20 protein-coding genes are annotated in these 26,446 nt (G+C 70.5%); 10 read left to right on the top strand and 10 right to left on the bottom strand.

Annotated elements, in window-relative coordinates; all coding sequences use genetic code 11:
• The first annotated feature begins 93 nt into the window (after nucleotides 1-93).
• The 3 genes from D3230_RS11885 to D3230_RS11875 are packed head-to-tail and all read left to right on the top strand — an operon-like array spanning nucleotide 94 to nucleotide 3,736.
• Nucleotides 94-1,209, top strand: coding sequence for a mandelate racemase/muconate lactonizing enzyme family protein (locus tag D3230_RS11885; RefSeq protein ID WP_202345263.1), 1,116 nt, complete (start codon nucleotides 94-96; stop codon nucleotides 1,207-1,209).
• A complete protein-coding gene (locus D3230_RS11880) occupies nucleotides 1,206-2,627 on the top strand; it encodes a YfcC family protein (RefSeq protein WP_202345262.1) in 1,422 nt (473 codons plus the stop codon). The genes D3230_RS11885 and D3230_RS11880 overlap by 4 nt, the downstream gene beginning before the upstream one ends.
• Nucleotides 2,624-3,736 carry an amidohydrolase gene (locus D3230_RS11875; RefSeq protein WP_202345261.1) on the top strand — a complete coding sequence of 371 codons (1,113 nt, stop codon included), beginning with the start codon at nucleotides 2,624-2,626 and terminating at the stop codon, nucleotides 3,734-3,736. Before D3230_RS11880 ends, D3230_RS11875 begins: the two co-directional genes overlap by 4 nt.
• On the opposite strand, the gene D3230_RS11870 is transcribed toward D3230_RS11875, so the two are convergent.
• Nucleotides 3,680-4,684 (bottom strand): LysR family transcriptional regulator, encoded by a 1,005-nt coding sequence (locus D3230_RS11870; RefSeq protein WP_202345260.1) that lies wholly within the window; start codon nucleotides 4,682-4,684, stop codon nucleotides 3,680-3,682. The genes D3230_RS11875 and D3230_RS11870 overlap by 57 nt on opposite strands.
• 75 nt (nucleotides 4,685-4,759) lie before the next feature.
• Between D3230_RS11870 and D3230_RS11865 the strand changes: the two genes are divergently transcribed.
• The 3 genes from D3230_RS11865 (at nucleotide 4,760) to D3230_RS11855 (ending at nucleotide 9,413) form a co-directional block, all read left to right on the top strand.
• The gene (locus D3230_RS11865) at nucleotides 4,760-6,337 is read left to right on the top strand and encodes an aminotransferase class I/II-fold pyridoxal phosphate-dependent enzyme (RefSeq protein ID WP_202345259.1); all 1,578 of its coding nucleotides are present in this window, start codon (nucleotides 4,760-4,762) and stop codon (nucleotides 6,335-6,337) included.
• A gap of 76 nt (nucleotides 6,338-6,413) precedes the next feature.
• Nucleotides 6,414-7,844 (top strand): amino acid permease, encoded by a 1,431-nt coding sequence (locus D3230_RS11860; RefSeq protein ID WP_202345258.1) that lies wholly within the window; start codon nucleotides 6,414-6,416, stop codon nucleotides 7,842-7,844.
• A 138-nt stretch (nucleotides 7,845-7,982) separates the two neighbouring features.
• Nucleotides 7,983-9,413 carry an amino acid permease gene (locus D3230_RS11855; protein ID WP_202345257.1) on the top strand — a complete coding sequence of 477 codons (1,431 nt, stop codon included), beginning with the start codon at nucleotides 7,983-7,985 and terminating at the stop codon, nucleotides 9,411-9,413.
• A 45-nt stretch (nucleotides 9,414-9,458) separates the two neighbouring features.
• Here D3230_RS11855 and D3230_RS11850 read toward each other — a convergent pair whose 3' ends face one another.
• Entirely contained in the window at nucleotides 9,459-10,874 is a 1,416-nt protein-coding gene (locus D3230_RS11850) for an MFS transporter (protein WP_202345256.1), read from the bottom strand.
• A gap of 67 nt (nucleotides 10,875-10,941) precedes the next feature.
• Complete coding sequence (locus D3230_RS11845) at nucleotides 10,942-11,829, bottom strand: arginase family protein (protein WP_202345255.1); 888 nt, start codon at nucleotides 11,827-11,829, stop codon at nucleotides 10,942-10,944.
• A 112-nt stretch (nucleotides 11,830-11,941) separates the two neighbouring features.
• Here D3230_RS11845 and D3230_RS11840 point away from each other — a divergent pair, with 112 nt between their 5' ends.
• Nucleotides 11,942-13,534 (top strand): PucR family transcriptional regulator, encoded by a 1,593-nt coding sequence (locus tag D3230_RS11840; protein WP_202345254.1) that lies wholly within the window; start codon nucleotides 11,942-11,944, stop codon nucleotides 13,532-13,534.
• A 27-nt stretch (nucleotides 13,535-13,561) separates the two neighbouring features.
• Here D3230_RS11840 and D3230_RS11835 read toward each other — a convergent pair whose 3' ends face one another.
• Nucleotides 13,562-14,788, bottom strand: a complete 1,227-nt coding sequence (locus D3230_RS11835; protein WP_202345253.1) for an acyl-CoA dehydrogenase family protein — start codon at nucleotides 14,786-14,788, stop codon at nucleotides 13,562-13,564.
• 168 nt (nucleotides 14,789-14,956) lie between these two features.
• On the opposite strand from D3230_RS11835, the gene D3230_RS11830 reads away from it, so the two are divergent.
• Nucleotides 14,957-15,640 carry a TetR/AcrR family transcriptional regulator gene (locus D3230_RS11830; protein ID WP_202345252.1) on the top strand — a complete coding sequence of 228 codons (684 nt, stop codon included), beginning with the start codon at nucleotides 14,957-14,959 and terminating at the stop codon, nucleotides 15,638-15,640.
• A 194-nt stretch (nucleotides 15,641-15,834) separates the two neighbouring features.
• Here D3230_RS11830 and D3230_RS11825 read toward each other — a convergent pair whose 3' ends face one another.
• Both D3230_RS11825 and D3230_RS11820 read right to left on the bottom strand, forming a co-directional pair.
• Nucleotides 15,835-16,467: an MBL fold metallo-hydrolase gene (locus tag D3230_RS11825; RefSeq protein WP_202345251.1), complete on the bottom strand. Its 633-nt coding sequence runs from the start codon at nucleotides 16,465-16,467 to the stop codon at nucleotides 15,835-15,837.
• Nucleotides 16,467-17,552: an S-(hydroxymethyl)mycothiol dehydrogenase gene (locus D3230_RS11820; RefSeq protein WP_202345250.1), complete on the bottom strand. Its 1,086-nt coding sequence runs from the start codon at nucleotides 17,550-17,552 to the stop codon at nucleotides 16,467-16,469. Before D3230_RS11820 ends, D3230_RS11825 begins: the two co-directional genes overlap by 1 nt.
• Before the next feature lie 332 nt (nucleotides 17,553-17,884).
• Here D3230_RS11820 and D3230_RS11815 point away from each other — a divergent pair, with 332 nt between their 5' ends.
• Both D3230_RS11815 and pdxS read left to right on the top strand, forming a co-directional pair.
• On the top strand, nucleotides 17,885-19,891 hold the full coding sequence (locus D3230_RS11815; RefSeq protein ID WP_202345249.1) for a fibronectin type III domain-containing protein: 2,007 nt from the start codon (nucleotides 17,885-17,887) through the stop codon (nucleotides 19,889-19,891).
• A gap of 135 nt (nucleotides 19,892-20,026) precedes the next feature.
• Nucleotides 20,027-20,938 carry a pyridoxal 5'-phosphate synthase lyase subunit PdxS gene (gene pdxS, locus D3230_RS11810; RefSeq protein WP_202345248.1) on the top strand — a complete coding sequence of 304 codons (912 nt, stop codon included), beginning with the start codon at nucleotides 20,027-20,029 and terminating at the stop codon, nucleotides 20,936-20,938.
• Nucleotides 20,939-20,994: 56 nt separating this feature from the next.
• Here pdxS and glyA read toward each other — a convergent pair whose 3' ends face one another.
• From glyA to D3230_RS11790, 4 genes are all read right to left on the bottom strand, one after another.
• The gene (gene glyA, locus D3230_RS11805) at nucleotides 20,995-22,260 is read right to left on the bottom strand and encodes a serine hydroxymethyltransferase (RefSeq protein WP_202345247.1); all 1,266 of its coding nucleotides are present in this window, start codon (nucleotides 22,258-22,260) and stop codon (nucleotides 20,995-20,997) included.
• Complete coding sequence (locus D3230_RS11800; RefSeq protein ID WP_237467475.1) at nucleotides 22,257-23,543, bottom strand: benzoate/H(+) symporter BenE family transporter; 1,287 nt, start codon at nucleotides 23,541-23,543, stop codon at nucleotides 22,257-22,259. The genes glyA and D3230_RS11800 overlap by 4 nt, the downstream gene beginning before the upstream one ends.
• A gap of 176 nt (nucleotides 23,544-23,719) precedes the next feature.
• Complete coding sequence (locus D3230_RS11795) at nucleotides 23,720-25,069, bottom strand: MFS transporter (RefSeq protein WP_202345246.1); 1,350 nt, start codon at nucleotides 25,067-25,069, stop codon at nucleotides 23,720-23,722.
• Between the two features lie 28 nt (nucleotides 25,070-25,097).
• Complete coding sequence (locus D3230_RS11790) at nucleotides 25,098-26,372, bottom strand: M20 metallopeptidase family protein (protein WP_202345245.1); 1,275 nt, start codon at nucleotides 26,370-26,372, stop codon at nucleotides 25,098-25,100.
• Between the last annotated feature and the right edge of the window lie 74 nt (nucleotides 26,373-26,446).

Genomic DNA, 26,446 nt, shown 5'->3' with positions numbered 1-26,446 from the left:
CCGCTCGCTTTGACAGCGAGCACGTGCGCCCCCTACTCTCTCGTATTACCGACACTCAAACGACACAATCAACGACGAGGTGGATTTCCCCAAATGAGAATTGTCAGCGCCGACATCCGGGTGATCGAGGTGCCCCTGAAGGTGCCCTTCATCGTGTCCTACGCGCGCTACGACGTCATGCCGAGCGTGATGCTCACGCTCCGCACCGACACCGGGCTCGTGGGCATCGGCGAGGCCGTCCCCGACGAACACGTCACCGGCGAAACGGTCGAGTCCGTGGTCGCCGCGCTCAGCCAGCACCTCCTCCCCGCGCTCCGCGACACCGACCCGCGCAACCTGAACCAGGTCCACGACCGGATGGACACCGCGCTCGTGGCCAACGGTGCCGCGAAGGCCGCCGTCGATATCGCCTGCTGGGATCTGCTCGGGAAACACGCGGGCCTCCCCGTCCACGCGCTCCTGGGCGGGCGGAAGCCCGAGCAGCCCATGATCGCGAAGGTGCTGAGCATCCTGCCCCCCGCAGAGGTGGCCGCTCAGGCAAGCGCCGCGATCGCCGACGGCTTCACGCACCTGAAGATGAAGCTGGGCACCGACACCGTCCAGGACGTCGCACGCGTCGCCGCCGTCCGCACCGCGGTCGGCAGCGAGGTGCGGATCCGGGTGGATGCGAACCAGGGCTGGCGCGACGTCGCCACCGCCCGCCGCATGATCGCCGCCATCGAGCCGTACGACATCGACTGGATCGAACAGCCGATCGCGGCCGACGATCTCGACGGCTTCCGCCGGCTCCGCCCGCACACGAGCGCCGTCATCATGGCCGACGAATCCGTCATCACGCGCGGCGACCTCGCCCGCCTCATCCGCGACGAGTCCGTGGACATGGTGAACCTCAAGCTCATGAAGTCCGGCGGGATCCTGCCGTGCCAGCGCCTCGCCACCCAGGCGGCGCTCGGTGGCCTCGCCGTGCAGGTGGGGTCGATGCTCGAAACGAGCGTCTCGTCCGCGGCCGGCTACCACCTCGCCCTCGCGCACCCGAACATCGTGTCCACCGAGCTCTCCGGCCCCGTCGCGTTCTCGGACGAGCCGGGCGACCTGCATTTCCCCCTCCCGTACGTCGACATCACGGACCGCCCGGGCCTCGGCGTCACCCTCGATCCCGCCGCAATCGACCGCCTCACCGTCTCAGCGAAGGAGCTGACCGTCGCATGACCACCGTCACCGAATCCCCGAAGCGCCGCCTGCGCGATCGGCTCTCAATCCCCCACACCTACGCGATCATCCTGACGATCGTGATCCTCGTCGGGGTGCTCTCCTACGTCATCCCCTCGGGTGAGTTCGAACGCGTCGACGTGGACGGCCGCCTGATGGTGGTGCCCGGCACCTTCGACACCATCGCGAAGACCGTGATGCAGCCGTTCGACATCTTCACCGCGATCCCCCGCGGCATGCAGGCCGCCGCGCAGATTGTGTTCTACATCTTCCTCGTGGGCGGCGCGTTCGGCGTGATCCGCGCCACGGGGGCCATCGACGCGGGGATCAACCGGCTCGTGCAGAAGATCGGCTCGAGCGAGCGGTTCATCATCCCGCTCGTCATGATCGTGTTCTCGGTGCTCGGCTTCACCACCGGCATGGCGGAAGAATGCATCATCTTCGTTCCCATCGGGATTGGCATCGCGCTCTCGCTCGGCTACGACGCGATCGTCGGCACCGCGATGGTCGCCATCGGCGCGGCGTCCGGCTTTGTCGGCGGCATGATGAACCCCTTCACCGTGGGCGTCGCACAGGGCATCGCCGAGGTCCCGCTGTTCTCGGGAATCTGGTTCCGCACCGCCGTCTACATCCCGATCCTCGCCTTCGCGATCTTCTACGTGATGCGCTACGCGGCGCGGATCAAGAAGAACCCCGAGACGTCGATCCTCTACGGTCGCGTCGGCGGCGTCGGCTCGACCGAGTACGCCGTGAGCGAGGAGATCCCGCCGCTCACCGCCCGCCGCAGCATCGTGCTGATCCTGCTCGCGCTCGGGATCGCCGTGAACATGTACGGCGTCTTCAACTGGGGCTGGTTCCTCGACCAGCTGGCCGCGAACTTCTTCATCGTCGCGATGCTCTCGGGCATCATCGGCGGGCTCGGCGTCAACGGCTCGTTCACGAACCTCGTTGAGGGCATGCGGGCCGTCGTGTTCGGCGCGCTCGTGGTCGGCTTCGCCCGCGCCATTCTCGTCGTGATGCAGGACGGGCAGACGCTCGACACGATCGTGAACTTCATCGCCGAGGGCATCTCGCACTGGCCGCCGACGATGACCGTGCTCGGCATGTTCGTATTCCAGGCGATCCTCAACTTCTTCATCCCCTCGGGCAGCGGGATGGCCGCCACCACGATGCCGCTCATGGTGCCGCTCTCCGATCTGCTCGGGATCGATCGCCAGGTGGCGGTGCTCGCGTTCCAGTACGGCGACGCGATCACGAACTCGATCATCCCCACCTCGGGCGCGCTCATGGGCTACCTCGCGGTCGCACGGATCCCCTACGAACTCTGGGTGAAGTTCATCTGGAAACTCATCGCGGTGTGGCTCGTCGTCGCGGCGCTCGCGCTCGTCGCCGGCGCGATCTGGGGCGTGCCGGCGTGATCGACTCCGTCGCCCCGGCGTCGCGGATCCTCGAGATCCGCGCGCACCTCGCCGCCCACCCGGAGCCGAGCTGGCGCGAACACGGCACGGCCGCGTATCTCGCGGACCTGCTCCGGGCGGCGGGTCTGGATCCGCAGCCGTTTGCGGATTTCCCGGGCTTCACGGTCGACGTGGGGCCCGGGACCCCGGTTGTCGGGCTCCGCGGGGACCTCGACGCGCTCGCCCATGACACGCCCGCGGGCACGGTGCTCGCCCACTCCTGCGGGCACGACGCGAACCTCGCGATCGTCACCGAGACGGTGCTGCGGCTGGCCGCACTCGGCGACGCCCTGCCCCACGGCGTGCGCGCGATCTTCCAACCCGCCGAGGAGCAGGGCAACGGCGCGGCCTCGGTCGCGGCCCTCGGCGTCGCGGACGGACTCCAGACGCTCTTCGGCGTGCACCTGCGCCCCGGATCAGAGCTGCCCGCGCCCCGCTTTGCGCCCGCGATCTCGCACGGTGCCTGCTGCTTCGTGCGCGGCCAGATCGCCGGATCGGATCACCACGGCGCGCGGCCGCACCAGGGGGTCAACGCCATCGAGGTCGCCGCCGAGTTCGCGGGGATGGTCGCCGCGCTGCGCCTCGACCCGCAGGTGCCGGCCTCCGCGAAGTTCACGGAACTCCGTGCCGGATCCGGCAACCTCAACGTGATTCCCGGCTCCGCGAGTTTCGGGATCGACCTCCGGGCACAGGACAACGCGGCGATGACGCGGCTGCGCGAGGGGGTCACCCAGATCGGGCGGGCGCTCGCGCTCCGGCACGGCGTCGAGATCACCCTCGCGGAGGAGGACCACGTGCCCGCCGCCATCGTCGGCGATGCCGCGGAGGCGGCGCTCGCGGCGGCGATCGTCCGGGTCGCGGGCGCGACGGCCCTCGCCCCGCGCGCCGTCACCTCCGGGTCCGACGACTTCCACTGCTACACCCTGCACCGGCCCACGCTGCAGGCGGCCATGCTCGGGGTCGGGGCCGACGTGACGCCCGGCCTCCACGACCCCGCGATGCACTACGACCTGTCACGGCTGGACCCGGCCGCCGAGGTCCTCGTGGCCGCCTGCATCGCCCCGCGATAGGGAGTCGCGGGGGCGGGTCGCGGGCGAGTTCCCACCCGGGGACTCCCCCGCGACCCGCTCCACGGCGAGGTCGCGCAGAATCTCGCCGAGCCACTGCACGGCCGGGGGTACCGGGCCGCGCCGCGTGGCGAAGGAAACTCGCCGCTCCCCCAGATCCTGCACGGCCGGCCGCAGCACCACGTCGAAGTCCGCGTCGACGGCGGCGGCCGTGGTCAGGGCGCAGCCGAGCCCCTCGGCCACGAGACCGTGGATCATCGTGAGGTCGTCCGTGCGCATCACCTCGCGCACGGGTAAGCCGAGCGAGTGGTACACCCGCCGGAGCACCCGGTCCGAGGCCTCATCGGGGTTGCGGCTGCACACCCACGCGACCTCCGCGAGCTCGGCGAAATCGAGTGCGTCCCCCGCGCCGAGCGGGCCGCTGCGCGACACCATGACCCGGTAGGGTTCCGAGAGGAGCGTCGTGCGCGCCACGTCCGGCACCTCGAGCGCGAGCTCGTCGGACACGTCATAGATGAGCCCGGCGTGCACCTCCCCGCCGCGGAGCAGGCGCAATACCTCCGTGGGTTCCGCCTCGACCACTTCGACCCGCACCGAGGTGCGCTGCTGCAACCGCGCGATCGCGGCGGGCATCAGCCGCGAGCCGATCGAGGAGAAGGTCCCCACGCGCAGCGTCACCACGCCCGCGTCGCGCTGATCCGCGACCGCGCGCTCCGCCCGCTCGATGCGAGTGAGCACGGGCGCAATGTCCGCCGCGAACGCCGCGCCGAGCGGCGTGAGGTGCGCCCCCCGCCGGTCGCGATCGACGAGCCGCACTCGGAGGTGGGCTTCGAGGGCCCCCAGGTGATGTGTCACGGTGGGCACCCCGACCTGGAGCGCATCTGCGGCCTGGGTGAGGCTGCCGTGCTCGCGGATCGCGAGCAGAACGCGGAACTGCTGCAGCGACATCATGTCATAGATACTATATGACCACGCGCGAAAACATGATAGTACGCATGGGGACGGGTTTCTTCTTACCCTGGAGCCATGCAGACCGTTTCCCCCGCGACCGTTCCGGCCGCGACCGCCGACGCCGCCGTGACCTCCGACCCCATCGCGGACGCCACACTCACGACCCCCGTGACGGCGGAGATCCCCGCGCACCAGTTCGAGACGCCCTACGCGGACGCGCTCCGCTCGCTCGCCGGACACGACTGGCAGCGGCTGCACGTTCCCGGCCACCAGGCCAATCCGGAGCACGCGCCGGGCGTCGCAAACCTCGTGGGTGAAGCGGCCCTGTCCATCGACTTCCCGATGCTGTTCAGCGGGGTCGACCAGGAGACCTGGCGACTCGTCACCCCCGGTCGCGTGACCCCGCTGATGCGCGCGCAGGAGCTCGCGGCCGAGGCGTGGGGCGCGAGCCGCACCTGGTTCATCACGAACGGCGCCTCGGGCGGCAACCACGTCGCCACCACGGTGGTGCGCGCGCTCGGCACCGAGCTCGTCGTGCAGCGCAGCGTGCACTCGAGCGTGATCGACGGCATCACGCACGTGGGCCTCACGCCCCACTTCGTCACGGGCCACGTGGACACCGGGCTCGGTTCCGCACACGGCGTCACCGCCGAGCAGGTCGAGACCGTGCTCGCGGCGAACCCCGAAAGCTCCGCCGTGTACATCGTCTCCCCCAGCTACTTCGGGGCGGTCGCCGACATCGCGGCGATCGCGCAGGTCGCCCACGCCCACGACGTCCCGCTGATCGTCGATGAGTCGTGGGGTTCCCACTTCGGGCTGCACCCGAAGCTGCCCGTCAACGCGGCACGCCTCGGCGCCGACCTCATCGTGTCGAGCACCCACAAGGCCGTCGGATCGCTGACCCAGTCCGCCATGATCCAGCTCGGCCACGGCCCCTACGCCGCGTCCCTCGAACCGCTCGTGGATCGCGTGGTGCGCTCCCACCAGTCGACGAGCTGCAGTGCGCTGCTGCTCGCCTCGCTCGACGAGGCGCGCAAGAACATTGTGACGCGCCCCGAGCTCGTGGAGCGCGCCCTCGCCACCGCCGAAGATATTCGCGCACGGGTGCGCGCCGACCGCCGTTTCCGCGACGCCACGCCGGACATCCTCGCGAGCCCCGACGCGATCACCAACGATCCGTTCAAGATCGCGATCGACACGCGCGGGGCGGGCATCACCGGCAGCGACGCGCACTACCAGCTGCTGCGCGATCACCGCGTGTACGCCGAGCTGTCCACGCCGTCGGCCCTGCTGCTGCTCGTCGGCGCGGTCTCCCCCGTCGACGTCGACCGCTTCTGGAACGCGCTGCAGTCCCTCCCCGAGGCCGCCATCGAACCCGAGCGCCCGATCGTGCTCCCCGCCCCGTGCGAGCGGGCGATGGGCCTGGGCGAGGCGTTCTACAGCCCCGTCGAGGTGGTCCCGTTCGATCAGGCCGTGGGGCGCATCTCCGCGGACTCCCTCGCCGCCTACCCGCCGGGCGTCCCCAACGTGCTGCCCGGTGAGATCCTGAGCGCCGAGGTCGTCGATTTCCTGCGCGCCACGGGTGCGGCCCCCTCGGGCTACGTCCGCGGCGCCGCCGATCCCGCACTGGCGACGTTCAGAGTCGTCGCGTAACGCCCACTACAATCTCCAGGTCACCCTGTACCCCGCGCCACACCCCGGCGCAGCCGTCTCCACACAAGGGAGTGTCATGTCCTCGACAGTCACCAGCTCGCCCACGGGCGAGATGCAGCGCGGTCTGAAAAACCGCCACCTGCAACTCATCGCGATTGGGGGTGCAATCGGTACGGGGCTGTTCCTCGGGTCCGGCAAGCTCATCAGCGTGTCCGGCCCGTCGATCATCTTCGTGTACATGGTGATCGGGTTCTTCGTCTTCTTCATCATGCGCGCCCTCGGCGAACTGCTGTTGTCGAACCTGAACTACCACACCTTCGGGGACATCGCGAAGGATATGCTCGGCCCCTGGGCCGGCTTCTTCGTCTCCTGGAACTACTGGTTCTCCTGGGTGATCGCCTGCGTCGCGGACATCATCGCGATCACCGCATACGTCCAGTGGTTCAACCCGGAGATCCCCAGCTGGTTGCCCGCGCTCATCACCGCGGGCGTGCTCCTCGTCCTGAATCTCCAGCCCGTGAAGTACTTCGGGGAGACCGAGTTCTGGTTCGCGATCCTGAAGATCGTGGCGATCCTCAGCCTGATCGCGGTCGGCGTCATCCTCGTGCTGACCGGCTTCACGAGCCCCGAGGGCACCACCGCGTCCTTCGCGAACCTGTGGGAGCACGGCGGCATGTTCCCGATGGGCGCCTCGGGCTTTGTGCTCGGCTTCCAGATGGGCATCTTCTCCTTCATCGGCGTCGAGATGGTCGGCACCGCCGCGGCGGAGACCGAGAACCCCCGCAAAACCCTGCCGAAGGCGATCAACTCGATCGTGCTGCGCATCCTCATCTTCTACGTGGGCGCCCTGGCGATCATCATGAGCGTCACCCCGTGGAACCAGATCGAGGCCGACAAGAGCCCGTTCGTGACCACGCTGGCGCTCGCGGGCTTCGGCCTCGCCGCCGCCGCGATCCAGCTCGTGGTGCTCACCTCCGCCGCCTCGAGCGCGAACGGCGGCCTGTACTCCGGCACCCGCATGCTGTTCGGCCTCTCGAAGGACGGGCACGCCCCGAAATCGTTCTCGCTGACCGACGCCCGCGGCGTCCCCCGCCGCTCTGTGTTCTTCACGAGCGTGTTCCTGTTCGCTGCGATCCCGCTGCTGTTCGCCGGCGACGGCGTGGTGGCCGCGTTCACCTTCGTGTCGTCGATGTGCGCCACGATGATCCTCTTCACCTGGGGCTCGATCGTCGTCAGCTACATCGTGTACCTGAAGCGCCACCCGGAGCGCCACGCCGCCTCGCAGTTCAAGCTGCCCATGGCGCGGATCGCGCCCTGGCTCGTGCTCGCGTTCTTCGTGTTCATCGCCGGCACGCTGCTCTACGGTGAAGACACGCGACCGCCGTTCCTCGCGACGCCGTTCTGGTTCATTCTGCTCGCCATCCTGTGGCAGCTGCGCAAGCGCAAGCTGCAGCGCGAGGGGCGCCCGCTCACCGCCGCGATCCCCCTCCCCGACTCGGAGCACTGAGCGCATCACCTCGCCGCCCCGCCCTGGTTCCCTCACGCGAACCGGGGCGGGGCGGCCGCATATCCCGGCATGCCGCGCGCCGATGCGACGCGGTGCCGTGGCTACAATCGGAACGACCCCTCCGGGATGGGAGACCTGATGACCACCACCGCCCCCGCGGACACGCACGACGAACTCGAGCGCGGCCTGTCCAATCGACACCTGCAACTCATCGCGATCGGCGGTGCCATCGGCACGGGCCTGTTCCTCGGTTCCGGCAAGGTCATCAGCCTGACCGGCCCGTCCGTGCTGTTCATCTACGCGGTCATCGGCTGCATGATGTTCCTGCTCATGCGCGCGCTCGGCGAGTTGCTGCTCTCCAATCTCAACTACAAGACCTTCGGCGATATCGCGAAGGATCTCATCGGGCCGTGGGCCGGCTACTTCGTGTCTTGGACGTACTGGATCACGTGGGTCGTGATCTGCGTCGCCGACATCATCGCGATCACCAGCTACGTGGCCTACATCAACGCGGATATCCCGGCCTGGTTGCCAGCGCTCATCAGCGTCGCCGCGCTCACCATCTTGAACCTGCAGCCCGTGCGCTTCTTCGGCGAGTTCGAGTTCTGGTTCTCGATGATCAAGATCGTCGCGATCCTCGCGCTCATCGTCACCGGCATCGTGCTCATCGTCTCCGGGTTCACCAACCCCGACACCGGGACGCAGGCCTCCCTCACCCACCTGTGGGATCACGGCGGCATGTTCCCGTTCGGCGCGAGCGGCTTCCTGCTCGGGTTCCAGCTGGGCATCTTCTCGTTCATCGGCGTCGAGCTCGTGGGCACGGCGGCCGCCGAGACGAAGGACCCGACGCACAACCTGCCCCGCGCGATCAACTCGATCGTGGTCCGCGTCCTGATCTTCTACATCGGCGCCCTCACCGTGATCATGGCGATCACCCCCTGGGACAAGCTCGACCCGGATCAGAGCCCGTTTGTCACGACGTTCGCCTACGCCGGCTTCGGGGCCGCGGCCTTCGCGATCAATCTCGTGGTGCTGACCTCCGCCGCCTCCAGCGCGAACTCCGGGTTCTATTCCGGCACGCGCATGATGCACGCGCTCGCCCGCGACGGTCACGCCCCCCGCACGTTCGCGCTCACCGACGCCCGCGGCGTGCCGAAACGGGCGGTGTTCTTCTCCACGGTGTTCGTGTTCTCGGTGGTCCCGATCCTGCTGCTCGGGGACAGTGTCATCCAGGCGTTCACCTTTGTCACCTCGGTGGCCTCCACGTTCATCCTGTTCATCTGGAGCATGATCGCGATCAGCTTCATTCAGTACCTGAGGAAGCACCCGGAGCGCCACGCCTCCTCGGCGTTCCGCACCCCGCTGCCCCGGCTCGTGCCCTGGCTGGTGCTCGCGTTCTTCGCGTTTATCCTGGTCACGCTCGCGCTCGCGGACGACACCCGCCTGCCGCTCATGTTCACGCCGCTGTGGTTCATCGCGCTCGCGATCATGTGGCAGGTGACCAAGCGCCGCCTGCTGCGCGCGGGCCGGCCGCTGACCGCGGCCGTGAAGCTCCCCGACGCCGTCTAGGTGGTGGGGCGCGCCATCGTGCGCCCCACCACCGAGGGGTGAGTGTCAGGCCCCCGCGCTCACCCGAAGCCGGGCCGTATGGATCTCGTGCGCCTCCTGCGCGGTCTCGACGTTCGGCTCGGAGCCCTGGAGCGGCTTGCCCGCGGTCTCCGGGAGGAAGCAGATCGTGATCAGGCCGATCACGGACATGCCCATCAGGTAGAACGCCGCCGCGGCCGGGCTGCCCGTGGCCCGCACCAGGGAGTCGATGACGAGCGGGGCGGTGCCGCCGAACAGGGCGATCGAGATGTTGTACGAGACCCCGAGGCTCGTGTTCCGCGAGGCCGTCGGGAACATCGCCGGGTAGGTGGCGGCGAGCGTCCCCATGTACAGGGCCACCGGAATCCCGATGAGGGCGAGCCCCGCGACCACGCCCACGGGCGAATCCGAGCCGATGAGCGCGAAGGCCGGGTAGCTCAGCAGGATGATCCAGATGGCGGCCGCGAACAGGACCGGCCGGCGTCCCACACGATCGGACAGCATCCCCACGAAGGGCATCAGGCACGCCATCAGCAGCATCAGCGGGAGGGAGAACAGGTTCCCCTGGATCGCATCGTGGCGCAACACGGTGGAGAGATACGTCGGCATATACGAGGTGAACGCGTACCCGGCCGAGTTTGCTGCCGCCACCAGGAGGATCACGAGCAGCATCGGCTTCCAGTTCGCCGCGAACACGCGCAGGGGGTTCACCCGGAGCGTCGTGCCCGCGGCGTCCTGCTCCGCGGCGAGCGCGGCAAAGTGAGGCGTCTCTTCCACCCGCATGCGCAGGTACACCGCGATCAGCCCGAGCGGCCCGGCGATGAGGTACGGTACGCGCCAGAGCCCGTCCTCCATCGCCTGCTGGCCGAACATGATCTGCATGGCGGTCACGATCGCGGCTCCGAGCACGAAGCCGAGGTAGCTGCCCGAGTCGAGGAACGCGGCGTAGAAGCCGCGGCGGCGATCCGGCGCTGACTCGCTGATGAAGGTGAGCGCCCCCGTGAATTCCCCGCCGGCGGAGAAGCCCTGCAGGATCTTGAGCGCAACGAGCAGCACCGCGGCGGTGGTGCCGATGGTGGCGTGGCCCGGGAGGAGTCCGATCAGGAACGTCGCGACCGCCACGAGGGTGAGGGTCATAAACAGCACGCGCTTGCGTCCGATCTTGTCCCCGAGCCAGCCGAAGAACAGGCCGCCGAGGGGGCGGAACAGGTACGTGCTCGCAAACGTGCCCAGCATGAAGATGACCTGCGTAGCCTGGTTCGCGTCCGGCAGGAACACGGGGCCGAGCGTCACGATCAGGTAGCCGAACACCCCGACGTCGTACCACTCCATGACGTTGCCCACGAACGTGCCGCGGACCGCGCGGCGAAGGTCTCGTTTCTCGACGACGTTGACGGTTCCGGTGTCGAGCTGCGGGGTGGCCCCCGCCTGTGGCTCATGCATTGCGTAACTCCTTCGTTGCTGGGATGCGGTGGATCGCCGCGGCGTCGGTGCCGCGGCGATCGAGCGACTACTGCGCGGCGGGTTCCTGCCCGAACACCGCGAAGTAATAGCAGAGGTAGGCCGCGAGGGTCGCGGTCATGTCTTGGTGGTCCGTCATCGGGTTGACCTCGGTCACCGCAAACGAGTCGCAGTACGGCGCGAGCGCGGAGACGGCGTCGATGGCCTGGCGCGAGGTGATCCCGCCCGGTTCGAGCGCGCCCGCGCCGGGGGCGTGCGCCGGATCGATCGCGTCGATGTCGAACGAGAAGTGCACGTGATCGGCACCCGCGATCCGTTCCAGAATCCGGGCGACGGCGGCCTCCGTGCCGAGTTCCGTGAACTGCGCCGCGGTGATCCGGGCGAGGCCGGAGTCCTCCAGGTAGTCCCGCGAGGACGGGAAGTTGAAGTGGCGCAGGCCGACCTGGATGCTGTGCTCGGTGCTGGCACGGGCCAGTTCGAGTGACCGGCGCATGCCGCTCGACTGGCTGTGGGTGCCCTGCTGCACGTTGGCGTCCATGACGTCCAGGTGCGCGTCGAAGTGGATCACCGCGACGGTTCCCTCGGTGGCGTCGTGGAGTCCCTGGGTCCCCGCGAACAAGAAGCAGTCGTCGCCGCCCAGCAGGATCGGGACGTTCCCGGCGCGGACGCTGTCGCTGACGCGAGCGCTCGTGTTCGCGAGGGTGGTCATCAGGTCGTGGGCGACGACCTCCGCGTCGCCGCCGTCCGCGAGGCGTGGGGCGGGGTGGAGCTGCCCGCTCTCGAGCGAGAACACCTCGCCGTGCTCCACGCGCTGCGTGATCCAGCGGAGGGCGTGCCGGATCCGATCCGGCGCGAACCGGGATCCGGGGAAGCCGAGCGTCGAGGCCCCGTCGAAGGGGGCGCCGATGAGTTCGAACTGGCGGGTGGGGACGGACATGAGGTGCTCCTCGGTCTGCGGGTGGGGACGCCCTCAAGCCTGACGCGCCGGGCAGCACGGCACAATCGCGCTGACCGTGAAAGATCGTGAGCAATTCACTACTATCGTGAATATGGCCACCACGCTCGCGGATCTCACCGCCGATCCCACGCTGCGCCTCAGCTGTGCCACGGGGCACGCGCAGCTCCACCGCGCCGTCACCCACGTGCACGTCGCCGAGGTGAACGATCCCACCCCGTGGCTGACCGCGGGTGTCCTGCTGCTCACCACCGGCCTCGTCGACCGCTCCCCCGCGCAACTCGAGGCGCTCTTCGCCGGCCTCGCGGCACGCGGGGTCGCCGCCGTGGGCTTCGGCGTGGGCCTCATTCTCGATGCCATCCCCGAGGCCTGGCTCCGCGCGGGCGATGCCCACGGGATCCCGATCCTGAGTATCCCGCTCGACACCCCCTACATCGCCGTCTCGGAGTTCGTGTCGCGCCGGACCGCGGATCGCCAGCTCGATCAGGTGCGCCGCATGCTCGACGTGCAGCAGCGCCTCGCCTATTCCGAGGCGAGCCCCGCCCAGCAGATCGAGGGCCTGGAGCAGCTGGCCCGGGAACTCGACGCGGCCGTGGTGTGGATCGCGCCGGGCGGGATGCGCCGGACCACGGCCGGTCCGGCCGACCTCTCCGCCCAGGACACCCGCGCGATCGCCGACGAACTCGCCCGGCACCTTGCCGCGGGGCGCACGAGCGGCACGGCCGCCGTCGGAACGCTCTTCCTGCATCTCGCGAGCACCGCCGGCTCGCCGCTGGCGGTCGTCCGGCGGCGGCGGTACACCCCGCTCGAGCAGGGCCTCATCGGCTCCCTCGCCACCTTCATCGATCTCTCGCGCGACACGAGCGCGCTGCCGGGGCTCGCCGCTTCGCTCCGCGAACAGCTCATCACCGAGGCGCTGAGCGGGCGCATGGCCGCGGACGCGCGGCTCTTCGAAACGCTCTTTCCCGGCGTCCCGCGCTGCACCGTCGTCGCCTTCGGACCCGATCCGGCGGGACCCGGGCGCACGCGCGAACCCGCGGCGGGCCTCATCCTCAAGTCCGCGGTCGCCGCCGCCCTCGCCGCCGCGGACATCCCGACGACGCCGCTGCTCAGCACGGTCGACGACGGGTTCATGCTCGTCGTCCCGGGCGTCGCGGACGGCCCGGTCCACGCGGCCGTCGAGCACTTCCTCCGCGGGGAAACCGGCTCGCTCGCACGGTGGCGGGCCGGCCTCAGCGAGCCCGGTCCGCCCGGGGAGCTGCTGACGCTCGCGGCGGACGCGCGCCGGGCCTACCGCGCGACCGCGGCCCGGCCGGAGGCGCGGGTGCTCGGCGCGAATGCGCTCGACCGCAGCGATCACCTCGCCGAGTGGCTGCGTCGCAGCGGCGAGGCCCCGATTTTCGACGCGTGGCGGCAGCGGCTCGCCGAGCTCGACGCGGCACCGGCGGCGCGGCTCCTCGCCGCGGTGCGCGCGTTTGTCGCCGAGAACGGCGGCCGGGAACAGGCGGCCGCGCGGTTGGGCGTGCACCGCCAGACGCTGAACGCGCGGCTGCGCGACGCGGAGCGGGAGCTCGGGATCTCGCTCAATGATCCCGGGGACCGCGCGCTCATCTGGCTCGCCCTGGAGTCCGGTGCGCTCCCGGACCCGGATGCCGCCGCGCGGGCCGGGTCGGGCGTGGGGGCCTGACCCGACCCGCACGCGGCGGCACAGACCCTAGGCGAAGGCGGACACGCCCGTGATGTCGCGCCCGATGATCAGGGCCTGCACCGTCTCCGTGCCCTCGTAGGTGTGGAGCGCTTCGATGTCGGCGAAGTGCCGTGCGACGCGGTTCTCCAGCAGGATCCCGTTACCGCCGAGCAGGTCCCGAGCGTTGCGCGCCATGTCTCGCGCGGTGCGGGTCGCGGTGAACTTGCCGAGGGAGGCACCCGGCCCCGAAAGCTCGCCCCGCTCCTCGGCACGCGTCAGCTGCATCAGCAGCGCCTGCAGCGTCGTGAGCTGGCTCAGCATTTCCGCGAGCCGGGCCTGCACGATCTGGGACGCCGCGAGCGGTCGGCCGAACTGCACGCGCTGCTTCGCGTAGTGCACGGAGGACTCGTAGACCGCGGTGGCCTGCCCGAGTGCCGCCCAGGCGACCCCGAGCCGCGTGGCCTGGAGCACCCGCGCGGTGTCTTTGAAGGAGTTCGCGCCCGGCATCCGGGCGTCCGCCCCCACCGCGACGTTGTCGAGTTCGATGTGGGCCTGCCAAATGGCGCGCAGCGAGACTTTGCCCTCGATCGTGGTGGCGCGATAGCCGGGGGCGTCTTGCGGCACGAGGAAGCCCTGGACCTGACCGTCATCGCCGCGCGCCCACACCACCGCGAGCTGCCCGACGCTACCGGAGCCGATCCACTTCTTGTGGCCGTTCAGCACGAAACCCTCCGCGCGCGTTTCCGCCCGCGTCTCGAGGCTCACCGAGTCCGAACCGTGCGTCGGCTCGGTCAGCGCGAACGCGCCCAACTCGGTGCCGCGCGCGAGCGGTTCGAGCCACCGCTCCCGCTGCGCCTCGGATCCGCACCACGCGACGGAGCGCAGCGCAAGGCCGCCCTGCACGCCCACGATGGTTGCGACGGAGCCGTCGCCCCGCGCGAGCTCCATGGTCGTCAGGCTCGCCGCGAGCAGGCTCTGTTCCGGGAAGCCCGGCACGTCGACCCCGTCGCGCAGCAGGTCGAGCTCACCGAGCCGCTTCGCCAGGTCGAGCGGGTACTCCGCACGATCCCAGATCCCCGCGATCACCGGGCGCACCTCGGTCTGCACGAACTCGCGCGCACGCTCCCGATACGCGCGGTCCTCGGCGGGAACATCCCGGAACACCCCGGCAACGTCGGGATCGAGCGGCTCCCAGAGCTCGTAGTCGGGCTCCTCAGTGCCCTGCGGGATGGGTCCAGTACCGGTCTGCGACATGGGATCGTCCTCTCCGCACCGCCCTGGTGCTGTGCCCCGAGACTGCCTGAGACTCGGTTTCAAGTCAAGCTCTCGCGCGGAAGCTCTCTGTTCTCCACAAGTTACCCCGCCAGGAGCAAGGGTTCTGAAACGGAGTCCCACAAGCCCAGAATGTGCTAGCTTCGCTGCATGAGCAGTAAGTCGTCACGCGCCGTTCCCGCGCCGCACAGCGCCCCCGCGGCGATTCGCCGCCTCGCCGAGCGGGGCTACGAGGCGACCACCGCGGAGGATCTCGCCGATGCCGTCGGGATGAGCCGGAGCACGTTCTTCCGCCGTTTCGGCAGCAAAGACGACGTGGTGTTCGCGGATCACGACCACGCGCTCGCCCAGGCCGAGGCGTTCCTCGCGGACACGAGCCTGGACCCCGCGGAGGCACTGGTCCAGAGCACCGCGGACGTGCTGCGCCTGCTCACGCGCGATCCCGAGGCCGCCCGGCTGCGCTTTGAGCTGATGCGCGTCACACCGTCACTGCGGGATCGCGAGCTGGTGATCACGCACCGCTACGAACGGGTGTTCGCGCGGTTCATCCGGCGGGTGGCACCGGCCGAGACGCCGGGCTGGGTGGCGCCCGCCCTCGCCGCATCACTCGTCGCGGTGCACAACGCGACCCTGCGCGACTGGCTCCGCGGCTCGGTGCGAGACGCCGCGGGCGCCGTGACGCAGGATCTGCGACGCGTCGCCGGGTTGTATGCGCCCTGGCTCGACCCCGCGAGCGCCGCCGTGCCGCGGCAGGTCATGGTCGCGGTGTATGACGCCGCCGGTGCGCCCGAGGCGATCCTGGACGCCGTCGCGGCGCAGCTCCCCCGCCGCTAGGCGAGACCGGGTGCCCCAGGCTGCCTGTGGCCTCCCCGACGCTTTCCCTGATGGGCTCTCCCGCCTAGGAGCACCTGTGCAGGTTCCCCTGATGCCTCCCCGCCGCGAGCGCGCTCATGGACCTTTCGGGAGCCAGACGTGTGCGCGCACGACAACGCCCCGGGCACCTCGGGTGTCCGGGGCGTTGTGCGGGGTCAGTGCCCGCGCGCGATCCACTCCTCGAGCTGCGGGGCCTCCGCCCCGATCGTGGTCGTGTCGCCGTGCCCCGTGTGCACCACGGTCTCCGCGGGGAGCGTGAGCAGGCGGTTCCGGATCGACTCGATGATCGTCGGGAAATCGCTGTACGAGCGGCCGGTGGCGCCGGGCCCACCCTGGAACAGGGTGTCCCCGGTGAACACCGCGTCGAGCGCCGGGGCGACAAAGCTCACCGAGCCGGGCGAGTGCCCCGGGGTGTGCGCGGCGCTCAGCGTGACGCCCGCGACGGCGAACTCGTCCCCGTCAGCGATCTCCGCGTCGGGGGCCGCGTCCGGGTACACCGCGTCCCACAGCATCCGGTCGGCCGGGTGCAGATGGATGGGCGCCCCGAGCGCCGCGGCCGTGGCGCGAGCGGCCCGGATGTGGTCGTCGTGACCGTGGGTGAGCAGCACGGCGAGGGTCCGGCGATCCCCCACCGCAGCGACCACCGCCGCCGTATCGTGCGCCGGGTCGATCACGATCACCTCTCGGTCATCGCCCACGATCCACACGTTGTTGTCGACGTCCCAGGTTCCGCCGTCCAGCGAGAAGGTGCCGCTCGTGACGAGGCGTTCGATCTGCGCGCCGGGCATTACAGCTCCACCACCGAACGCAGCACGGTGCCGTCGGCCATCTTCGCGAATGCCGCCTCCACGTCGCCGAGGCCGATGCGCTCGGTGACGAAGCCATCGAGATCGAGTCGGCCCAGCTTGTACTGATCGATCAGCATCGCGAAGTCGCGGCTCGGCAGGCAGTCGCCGTACCAGGACGACTTCAGGGAGCCGCCGCGGCCGAACACGTCGAGCAGCGGCAGCTCGAGGGTCATTTCGGGTGTCGGCACCCCGACGAGCACCACGCGGCCCGCGAGGTCGCGCGCGTAGAACGCCTGCCGGTAGGTCTCGGGCCGCCCGACCGCGTCGATCACGACGTCCGCGCCGAAGCCGCCCGTGAGCGCTTGGATCGCGGCGACCGGATCGGTGTTCCGCGAGTTGACGGTGTGGGTGGCCCCGAAGCCGCGCGCCTGCTCCAGCTTCGCGTCGTCGATATCGACGGCGATGATCGTCGTGGCCCCGGCGAGCTGCGCGCCGGCGATCGCGGCGGTGCCCACGCCGCCGCAGCCGATGACGGCGACGGACTCGCCGAGCGCGATCTCGCCGGTGTTGATAGCGGCGCCGATGCCGGCCATGACGCCACAGCCGAGGAGGCCGACGGCCGCGGCGTCCGACTCCTCGTCGATCTTGGTGCACTGCCCCGCGGCGACGAGCGTCTTCTCAATAAACGCGCCGATGCCGAGCGCTGCCGAGAGTTCCGTGCCGTCCTCGAGCGTCATCTTCTGCGTCGCGTTGTGCGTGTTGAAGCAGTACTGGGCCTGGCCCTTCGCGCAGGCGCGGCACTGGCCGCAGACGGCACGCCAGTTCAGGATCACCCGGTCGCCCACCGCAACCTCGGTGACCCCCTCGCCCACGGCGGAGACGCGACCGGTCGCTTCGTGCCCGAGCAGGAAGGGGAACTCGTCCGAGATCCCGCCCTGCTGGTAGTGGAGATCAGTGTGGCACACGCCGCTCGTGATGATGTCGACCACGGCCTCGCCCGGCCCCGGATCCGGAACGATCACTGTCTCAATTGTCGCCGGCGCGTTCTTCTCCCGGACCACGACACCCTGTACTCGATAGACCATAGATCTTCCTTTCACGCTCGCGACTTTGCGCACGGACGGGCCACTCGGCCGCGTCGTGGACATCCAGGCTATCGAGAACGCCTCACACGGGGCCAGTCCCGCGCGGCCCGCGTGCGTCTGGGAGGCCAGACAGGAGCTGACACGCACCTCGCGGCGCGGCGCGGCGGCGGCCACCACTCATTTTTTTCACCCCCACCTCACGATTCCTGCGCAATTCACTCAGTTCCGGAGGGCCCACGACATCCGCCCGCATACCGTGAAATCGCGCTCCACCGTGGGCGAACCACACGAGTCAGGGACGTCGACGCGCGACCCTGTGAAGGGACTCTCTGATGCATGCGAAACCGTGGGGCGGCCTCAGTGTCGCCGTCCTCCTCATCGCGGCCGTCCTGTGTACGCCACAGGCGGCGGCCGCGGCCCCGGACCCGCTGCCGGCCGGGAAGGCCGAAGGCAGCGGCGAGTACGGGCTCATCGGCGATAGCCAGGAGACGCTGCCCAGCATCTACGGCGTGGCCCTCGATGCGGACGGCAGCATCTGGTACGCGATCCCCGACGGCGCCGAGCGTGGCATCGTCGAGTACCGGCCCGGCACCTTCGATCCCACCGGCGGCGACTACCTCGGCGACGGTGACTACGCGGATGGAACGGGCTACCTGGGGTCCGCGTGGGAGGCCCCGATCCGGTACGCGCACCGCGAGAGCACCGCGGCCGACCCCGCGGGTGGATCGCAGGCGTGGGCGGAGCCGCGCGGGATCGAACCCCTGCCGGGCGGCGGGATCGCGGTCAGCGACACCAACGGGAACACCAGCACCCCGGTCGGCACCATCCTGATGTATGACGCCGCCCACACCACGATCCTGGGCAACGCCGGCGTCGGCGGCGACCAGGGCTGCACGCAACTCGCGCAGGGCGAGCTCGCTTGGGGGCCGTACTTCGGCTTTGTCGGTGACGAACTCTACGCGCCCTATGAGGGGTGCAACGTCGTCAGCGTGTTCTCCGTCCCCGATGGCGCGCCGCTGTACCGCCTGACCGGGGCCGGCCAGACGGCGGGCGCCTCGCCGAACCCACCGGGCACGGACGGCCCCGGCAGCCTCGACGAGATCTACGGCGTCTCCTCCGACGGCACACAGATCTACACCTCGGACCTCGGCTTCACCCGGACCCCTGCGACCGGAATGGTGCAGCGCTGGGACGTGGATCCCGACACCGATTCGTGGGCACTCGACACGTCCTTCGGCACCGACGGGGCGCTGAGCTTTCCCGGCCAGATGATCTATGAGACCGTGATCGGGACCGACGGCGAGCTCTTCGTGATCCCGCAGACGGGCGCGATCCAGCGTTTCGATCACGAGGGAAACTTCCTGGCGGAGGTGCAAGTGCGCGACGTGCCGTACTCCCAGGCCCGCGACCTGGCGGTCACGCCCGAGGGGTGGCTCGTGATGACCGCGAAGGGCGACCATAGCCTCCGCATTCTCGCGGAGAGCCCGGACCCCGTGACGGGACTGACCGGCGCGAGCGGTGCCGCGGCGGGCAGCGTCACGCTGAGTTGGGATGAGGTCGGCTACGGCACCGGCCAGGTGCCCGTCCTGGACTACGTGATCGAGCAGTCGGCCGACGGGGGCATGACGTGGGACACCGTATCGCGCGAGATCAGCACCGCGACCAACGCGACCATCGCCGGGCTGGCACCCGGGGAGTACAGCTTCCGGGTCGCGGCCTACAGTGAGGCCGGTCGCGGCGATATGGCCCAGATCGATGCGGTCGTCGCGACGGCACCCGCGCCCGGAATTGACACCTCCCTCGCGGGCACCGCACCCCCGCAGGGCGCGGTCGACGCGCCGATCGCGTGGGAGGCCACGCTGTCGAATCCGGGGAACACGCCCCTGGCCGAGGTGACGGCACGCTTCGACCACGGCGCCGGAAACGCCTCCGAGACAGTCGCGGTGGCGGATCTCCCCGTCGGCGGGAACGCGACCGCTCGCGTGGCAACGGCCATGACCCGGGCAGAGCTCGCCGCGCTTCGAGCGTCAAACGCCGTCACCGTCTCCGGTACGGCCCCGGATGGGACGCGCGTGACCGCGGAGGCCGCGGTCACGCTCGAACTCCGGGCCCCGGAGCCGGTCACGGATCCGGGGAGCGATCCCGGCGCTGGCCCGGGGGCCGGCCCCGGCACTCCCGCGGTCGCCCAGCCTGCGCCGGCCGGCACCGACCGCCTCGCCCGTACCGGCGGAGCCGCGCCCACCGGCGTGTTGGTCGCTGCGGCGGCCTTGATCGCGGCGGCCCTTGCTGCGCTGGGCACCGGGCGGTTCGCACAGCGCCGACGGGCACCGCGCCCCTGACCCGGACACCCGGGCATCGGACGGTGACCGCACCTCCGGTGCCCGGGTTCCCGGGAACACTCCCCCAAGTGGTCCATTTGAGTTCGACATAAGTGGATCTTGAATGAGTCCATTTGGTCCGACAGGCTGGCAGTCATGTCCACATCTTCAGAGACCAAATTGCCCGCTTCCGTTCCCTCCGCACTCGTCCGCCGCGGCCTCGCGGACCATCTGACCGGCGGCGTCATCATGGACGTCGTCACCGCAGAACAGGCCCGCATCGCCGAAGACGCCGGCGCCGTCGCCGTGATGGCGCTCGAGCGCGTCCCCGCAGACATCCGCGCCCAGGGCGGCGTCGCGCGCATGAGCGACCCGGATCTGATCGCGGGCATTCAGGCCGCCGTCTCCGTCCCGGTCATGGCGAAAGCGCGCATCGGTCACTTCGTCGAAGCGCAGGTGCTCGAATCGCTCGGCATTGATTTCATCGACGAGTCCGAGGTGCTGAGTCCCGCGGACTACGCACACCACATCGACAAGCACGCGTTCGCCGCGCCGTTTGTGTGCGGCGCGACGAACCTGGGTGAGGCGCTGCGCCGCATCGCCGAAGGCGCGGCAATGATCCGCTCGAAGGGCGAGGCCGGCACGGGTGACGTGTCCGAAGCGACCCGCCACCTGCGCACGATCCGCGGCGAGATCGCGCGCCTGCGTGGGCGTGATCGGGCGGACCTCTACCTCGCGGCCAAGGAGCTGCAGGCCCCACTCGATCTCGTGACGGAGGTCGCCGAGCGCGGTGCGCTGCCCGTCCCGCTGCTCACGGCGGGCGGAGTGGCAACCCCGGCGGACGCCGCGATGATGATGCAGCTCGGCGCGGACGGCGTGTTCGTCGGGTCCGGCATCTTCAAGTCCGGTGACCCGGCCCAGCGCGCCGCGGCGATCGTCGCCGCGACCCGCGACTACGCCGATCCCGCCGCGATCGCCGCCGCATCGCGCGGGCTCGGCGAGGCCATGGTCGGCATCACCGTTGCGGAGCTTCCCGCGCCGCACCGCCTCGCTGAGCGCGGCTGGTAGCCCGGGCCCGCGGCGGCCCGGGGCCGCAGTTCCCCGGACCGCCGCGACCCCGGCCCCTACAGCCCGGGGTACAGCGGGTGCGCCACGATCAGCGCCCGCGTGCGCGCCTCCAGGGCGAGCAGGTCGGGGGCGGTGCCGAGCGCCGCAGCGACGATGTCCGAAACCTCGCGGAAGTCCGCCTCCTGGAAGCCGCGCGTCGCGAGCGCGGGCGTGCCGAGGCGCACACCCGAGGTGACGAGCGGCGGCCGCGGATCGAACGGGACACTGTTCCGGTTCGCGGTGATCCCGATCTGGTGGAGCCGATCCTCCGCGGTGCGGCCATCGAGCGCGCTGGCACGCAGATCGGCGAGCACGAGGTGGGTATCCGTGCCGCCGCTCACCACGCTCACGCCGTTCGCGCGCGCGTCTGCGGCGAGGAGTCGATCCGCAAGGATCGCGGCGCCACGCAGCGTGCGGCGCTGCCGCTCCCGGAATTCCGCGCCCGAGGCGATCAGGAAGGCGGTCGCCTTGCCCGCAATGAGGTGCATGAGCGGCCCGCCCTGCTGACCGGGGAACACCGCCTGATCGAGCGCCTTGCCGAAGCTCGGGTCCCGGCTCAGGATGAATCCGCCGCGCGGCCCCCCGAGCGTCTTGTGCGTCGTCGAGGTCACGATATCGGCGATCGGCACCGGGTTCGGGTGCAGCCCGGCGGCGACGAGGCCCGCGATGTGCGCCATGTCCACCCAGAGCACCGCGCCAACCTCGTCCGCGATCGCGCGGAAGGCCGGGAAATCGAGCTGGCGCGGGTACGCGGAACCGCCCGCGATCAGCACCCGGGGCCGCGTGGCGAGCGCCCGGTCCCGGACCCGATCCATGTCGAGCCGATGCGTCCGCTCGTCCACCCCGTAGGCCTCGGCCCGGTACAGCTGGCCCGAGAAGTTCAGCGGCATCCCGTGCGTGAGGTGGCCCCCGTGGTTCAGGCGGAGACCGAGGATCGTATCCCCCGGCCGCGCGACGGCGGCGAGCACCGCGGCGTTTGCGCTCGCGCCGGAGTGCGGCTGCACGTTCGCGTACGCCGCCCCGAACAGCGCGGCGACCCGTTCCTGCGCCAGCGATTCGGCCCGGTCGACGGGCTCGCAGCCCGCGTAGTAGCGCCGCCCGGGGTACCCCTCCGCATACTTGTTCGTGAGCACGCTTCCCGCGCTCTCGAGCACCGCGCGCGGCACGAAGTTCTCGGAGGCGATCATTTCCAGGGAGTCGCGCTCCCGGGCCAGTTCGTCGCCCATGACGGCGAGGATCTCGGGGTCGATCTCGGCGAGCGGGGCATCAAGTGCGCGAGTCATCGGGTTCCTTTCGGGGAGCTTGCGGGAGTGCTGGCGGGGGTTCCGGCGTGGGGCGCGGGATCGGAGGCCCGGGTGACCGCGGCGGCCGGGTGCTCGGCCTGCGCGGGAGCACGCCGGGGCCTGAGGAACAGCGTGACGAGGCTGCCCGCGACCAGGGCCCAGAAGGCGGCACCCACGCTGAACAGCACGACGCCCGACATGGCGACCGCGAAGGTCGTCAGGGCCGCGAGCCCGGAGCGCGCATCGCTGCCGGACATTGCGCCACGGAGCGCCGTCAACGCGGAGGCGAGCAGCGCGACCGCCGCGAGCACAGAGACCGTTTCCGAGGGGATCGCTTGGAAGCCCGTGACGAGCAGGCCGCCGAATGCTCCCACCACGAGGTAGGTGATCCCACCGGAGAGCCCCGCGATATACCGCTTGCGCGGGTCCGGGTGAGACTCGGGGCCGAGCGCGATCGCGGCCGTGATGGCCCCCAGGTTGATGCCGTGGCAGCCGAACGGGGCGAGCGCCGCGGAGACCGACGAGATCGACCCCACGAGGAGGCGGTCGTTGGGCGCGTAGCCCTGTGAGTGCAGCAGCGCGAGTCCGGGCGCGTTCTGCGAGGCCATCGTCACGATGAACAGCGGCAACGCGACGCTCACGAGCGCGGGGAGCGTGAACTCGGGCATCGTGAACACCGGCCCGCCCAGGGTCAGCGCCGGGCCCGCCTCGTGGAACGATCCGGTGGCCCAGGTCACCGCCAGCCCGACCACGAGCGCCCCGAGCACGGCGTAGCGGTCGGCATAGCGCTTGCCGAGGAAGAAGGTGATCGCGATGCTCCCCGCGATCAGTGGGGCGCTCGCAAAGGCGCCGGCCGCGGTGACGATGAACGGCACGAGGATCCCGGCGAGGAGCGCCTGCAGCACCGACGCGGGCACGCGCGCGAGCAGCCGGCCGAACCAGCCGGTGAAGCCCGCCACGGCGGCCGCGACGGAGGCCACGAGAAACGCGCCGACCGCCTCGGCAAAACTGAATCCGCCGAGCGAGGCGATGAGGAGCGCGGCCCCCGGGGTCGACCACGCGACGACCACCGGGATCCGGGTGACGAGGCTGAGCACCACGCTGCACACACCGTTCCCGATGCACAGCGCCCACACCCACGACGCCGTCTGCGCCTCGTTCAGCCCGACGGTGCGGGTGGCCTCGAGCACGATGAGGAAGGGACCCGCGAAGTTGATGAGCGCGGACAGGAACCCCGCGATCACGGCCGAGAGCGAGAGATCGCGCCAGACCGCGCGGACCATGGCCATCACCGCGCGACCCGCGGGAGCCGCGGGAGCCGCCCGTGGCGTGAAGCGACGACCCCAGGGGAAAACGGTTCGGGGAAAAACTGCGTAACGTTATCTAGTTGTCTCATACAACAGGATAACAGATGCCCCGCGTGCCGGCACGGGAACCGCACCGGCGCGCGCGGGCTCACTCAGGGTCGGGCCTGGAAGTCCCGCTCGTTGTCCGTCAGGATCCGCCCCTTGGTCTCCGGCATCAGCAACACCGTGACCGCGGAGATCGTGAGCAGCACCATGACGTAGATCGCAAACGCGTTCGGGCCGATGGCCGTGGCCATCCAGGTCTGGAGGTACAGCGACGTTCCCCCGAACACGGCCGTGGTGACGGCCAGCGGGATGGCCACGCCCGCGGTGCGCACGCGGGTCGGGAACAACTCGGCCATGACCGCCGGGCTCACGGCGCACGGCGCGGCGAGCAGCACGCCGGCGACCGTCATCGCCGCGAACAGGTGCACAGGGTCGCCGTCGATCAGCTGGGAGAGCGGGAGGATCGAGACGAGCGTGCCCAGAATACCGATGAGCTGCACGGGCCGCCGCCCGATCCGGTCGGACAACCGACCCCAGAGCGGCAACACCGCGATAAACACGAGGTTCGCGAGCAGCGAGGCGAACAGCACCTGCGTCGCGTCGGCCCCCAGCACGGCGATGGAGAACGCCGCAGCGGCGACCACCCAGAAGTAGTAGGCCACCGTCAGCCCCACCCCCATGCCCATGACCGTGAGCGCGGATCGCCGCATGCGCCAGAAGTCCCGCCACAGGCCGCGCCCGGCCGATGACCCGCCCGCGGCGGCCACGGGGACCTCCAGGGTCGCGGTGAATTGCTCGGTCTCCGTCATCCGCGAGCGCATGTACAGCGCGAACAGCCCGCTACAGCCGGCCACGATGAACGGGATCCGCCACGCCCAGGTGCCGAGCGCCTCCGTCCCGAACACGGCGGCCAGGATCGCCCCGAGCGCCATCCCGCTCGCTGCGCCGATCGTGCCCGAGAAGTAGACGAGCGATGACCAGAGGCCGCGGCGTTCCGGCGGTGCCTGCTCCGAGAGGAACGCGCCGGCCGCGGGCTGCTCACCACCGTAGGCGAGCCCCTGCGCGAGCCGCGCGACGACGAGGATGATCGACGCCGCGACGCCAATCGTCTCGTAGCTCGGGGTGATCCCAATCACGAGGCTGGCGGCCGCGATCGTCACCATGGTGAGCGAGAGCGTGCGCTTGCGGCCGACGCGGTCGCTCAGGCGCCCGAACAGGGCGCCCCCGATGGGCCGCGCGACGAACCCGACGGCGAACACCACGAGGGTCGACAGGAACGCGGACACCGGATCGGTGGCGTCGAAGAAGCTGGCGGCGAAGAACGGCGCGAAGGTCGAGTAGATCGACCAGTCGAACCACTCGAGCGCGTTGCCGACGCCGGTGCCGGCGAGATTGCGCCTGGCCGCGGAGCGCTGCGCTGCGCTCGCGGGCGGTGCGGGGCTGATGGTGTGGGTCATGACCCGTGTCCTTTCCCTCGGAGGAGGTCTACAGCGATGATGGGGTGTGGTGGGCGAACTCGACGAGGCGGCGCGCCCCGAGCTCCGCGTAGACCGCGGCACCCGTGGGGAGGACCGCGTCGTCGAAGCGCGCGCGGGGGCTGTGGTTGTCGGGTGCGACGGCCGGGTCTTCCCCGGACGGCGTCGCCCCCAGGCCGATAAAGGTCCCGGGGACCTCCGCGAGCACGCGCGAGAAATCTTCCGATCCGCCGAGCGGGTTACGCATGAGCGTGAAGGCGTCAGCCCCGAACGCCGCGGTCAGGGTGTCCTGTGCGAAGCGGGTCTCGGCAGGATCGGTCACGGTCACCGGGTAGCCCGAGACGTGTGCCACATCGACCCGGGCACGGTGCGCCGACGCGATCCCCCCGAGCAGCTCGTCGACCCTGGTGTGGAAGCGCTGCCGCGTCTCCTCGGACCAGAACCGGACCGAGGCCGCGAACCGGACCTCCTCGGGGATCGCGTTGGGTGCGGCCAGGTCGCCGCCCTGCACCGCACCGATCCCGATGATGAGCGGGTCGAAGGCGTCGAACTCGCGCGTCACGAAGCTCTGCAGGGCAAGGATCATCTCCGCCGCGATCGGCACCGGGTCGACCGCGCGCTGCGGGGCCGAGGAGTGGCCGCCCTGCCCCATGACCGTCACGCGGATCCCGTCCGCGGCGGCGAGCATCGCGCCGGGGCGGCTGACCAGGGCGTGCTGGGCGAGCGTGTTCGCGAAGACGTGGACGCCGAAGGCGGCGCGCACGCGCGGCCCCGCGGCGTCGAGCACTCCCTCCTCGATCATCACCCGGGCCCCGTCGTGCATCTCCTCCCCCGGCTGGAACATGAACACGATGTCGCCGGGCAGCTGGTCGCGGTGCTCCGAGAGGATCCGCGCCGCCCCCGCGAGCATCGCCGTGTGCAGGTCGTGCCCGCAGGCGTGCATCGCGCCTGGAACCTGCGACGCCCACGGCAGCCCCGTGTCCTCGGTAACGGGGAGCCCGTCCATGTCGGCGCGGAGCAGCACGGCGGGGGCCGATTCCGGGCGATCGGGCGCGGTCCCGCGGAGCACCGCGGTGATCGAGCTGCAGCGCTCCCCCAGGGTGATCTCCAGGGGGAGGTCCGCGAGTTCGGCAAGCACGCGCTCCTGCGTCCGCGGCAGCTGCAGGCCGATCTCCGGGTGGGCGTGCAGCTCGTGTCGGAGCCGCTCGAGCCTGGGGGCCAGCTCGCGAGCCGCCGCCCGCGCGTCGAGGGCCGAGGCGGCCGGGTGGGTTCGCGTCACACGCATGGAACTCCTTCGTTCGAAACTGTCGGACTCAGTGTTCCGCGCCGACCCGGGCGGGCCGGCGAATCTGCGGAAGT

Source organism: Leucobacter chromiireducens subsp. solipictus (genome assembly GCF_016758195.1).
Classification (GTDB): Bacteria; Actinomycetota; Actinomycetes; order Actinomycetales; family Microbacteriaceae; genus Leucobacter; species Leucobacter solipictus.
Note: the sequence above shows the minus strand (reverse complement) of the source record. Positions and strands in the feature narration are given on the sequence as shown.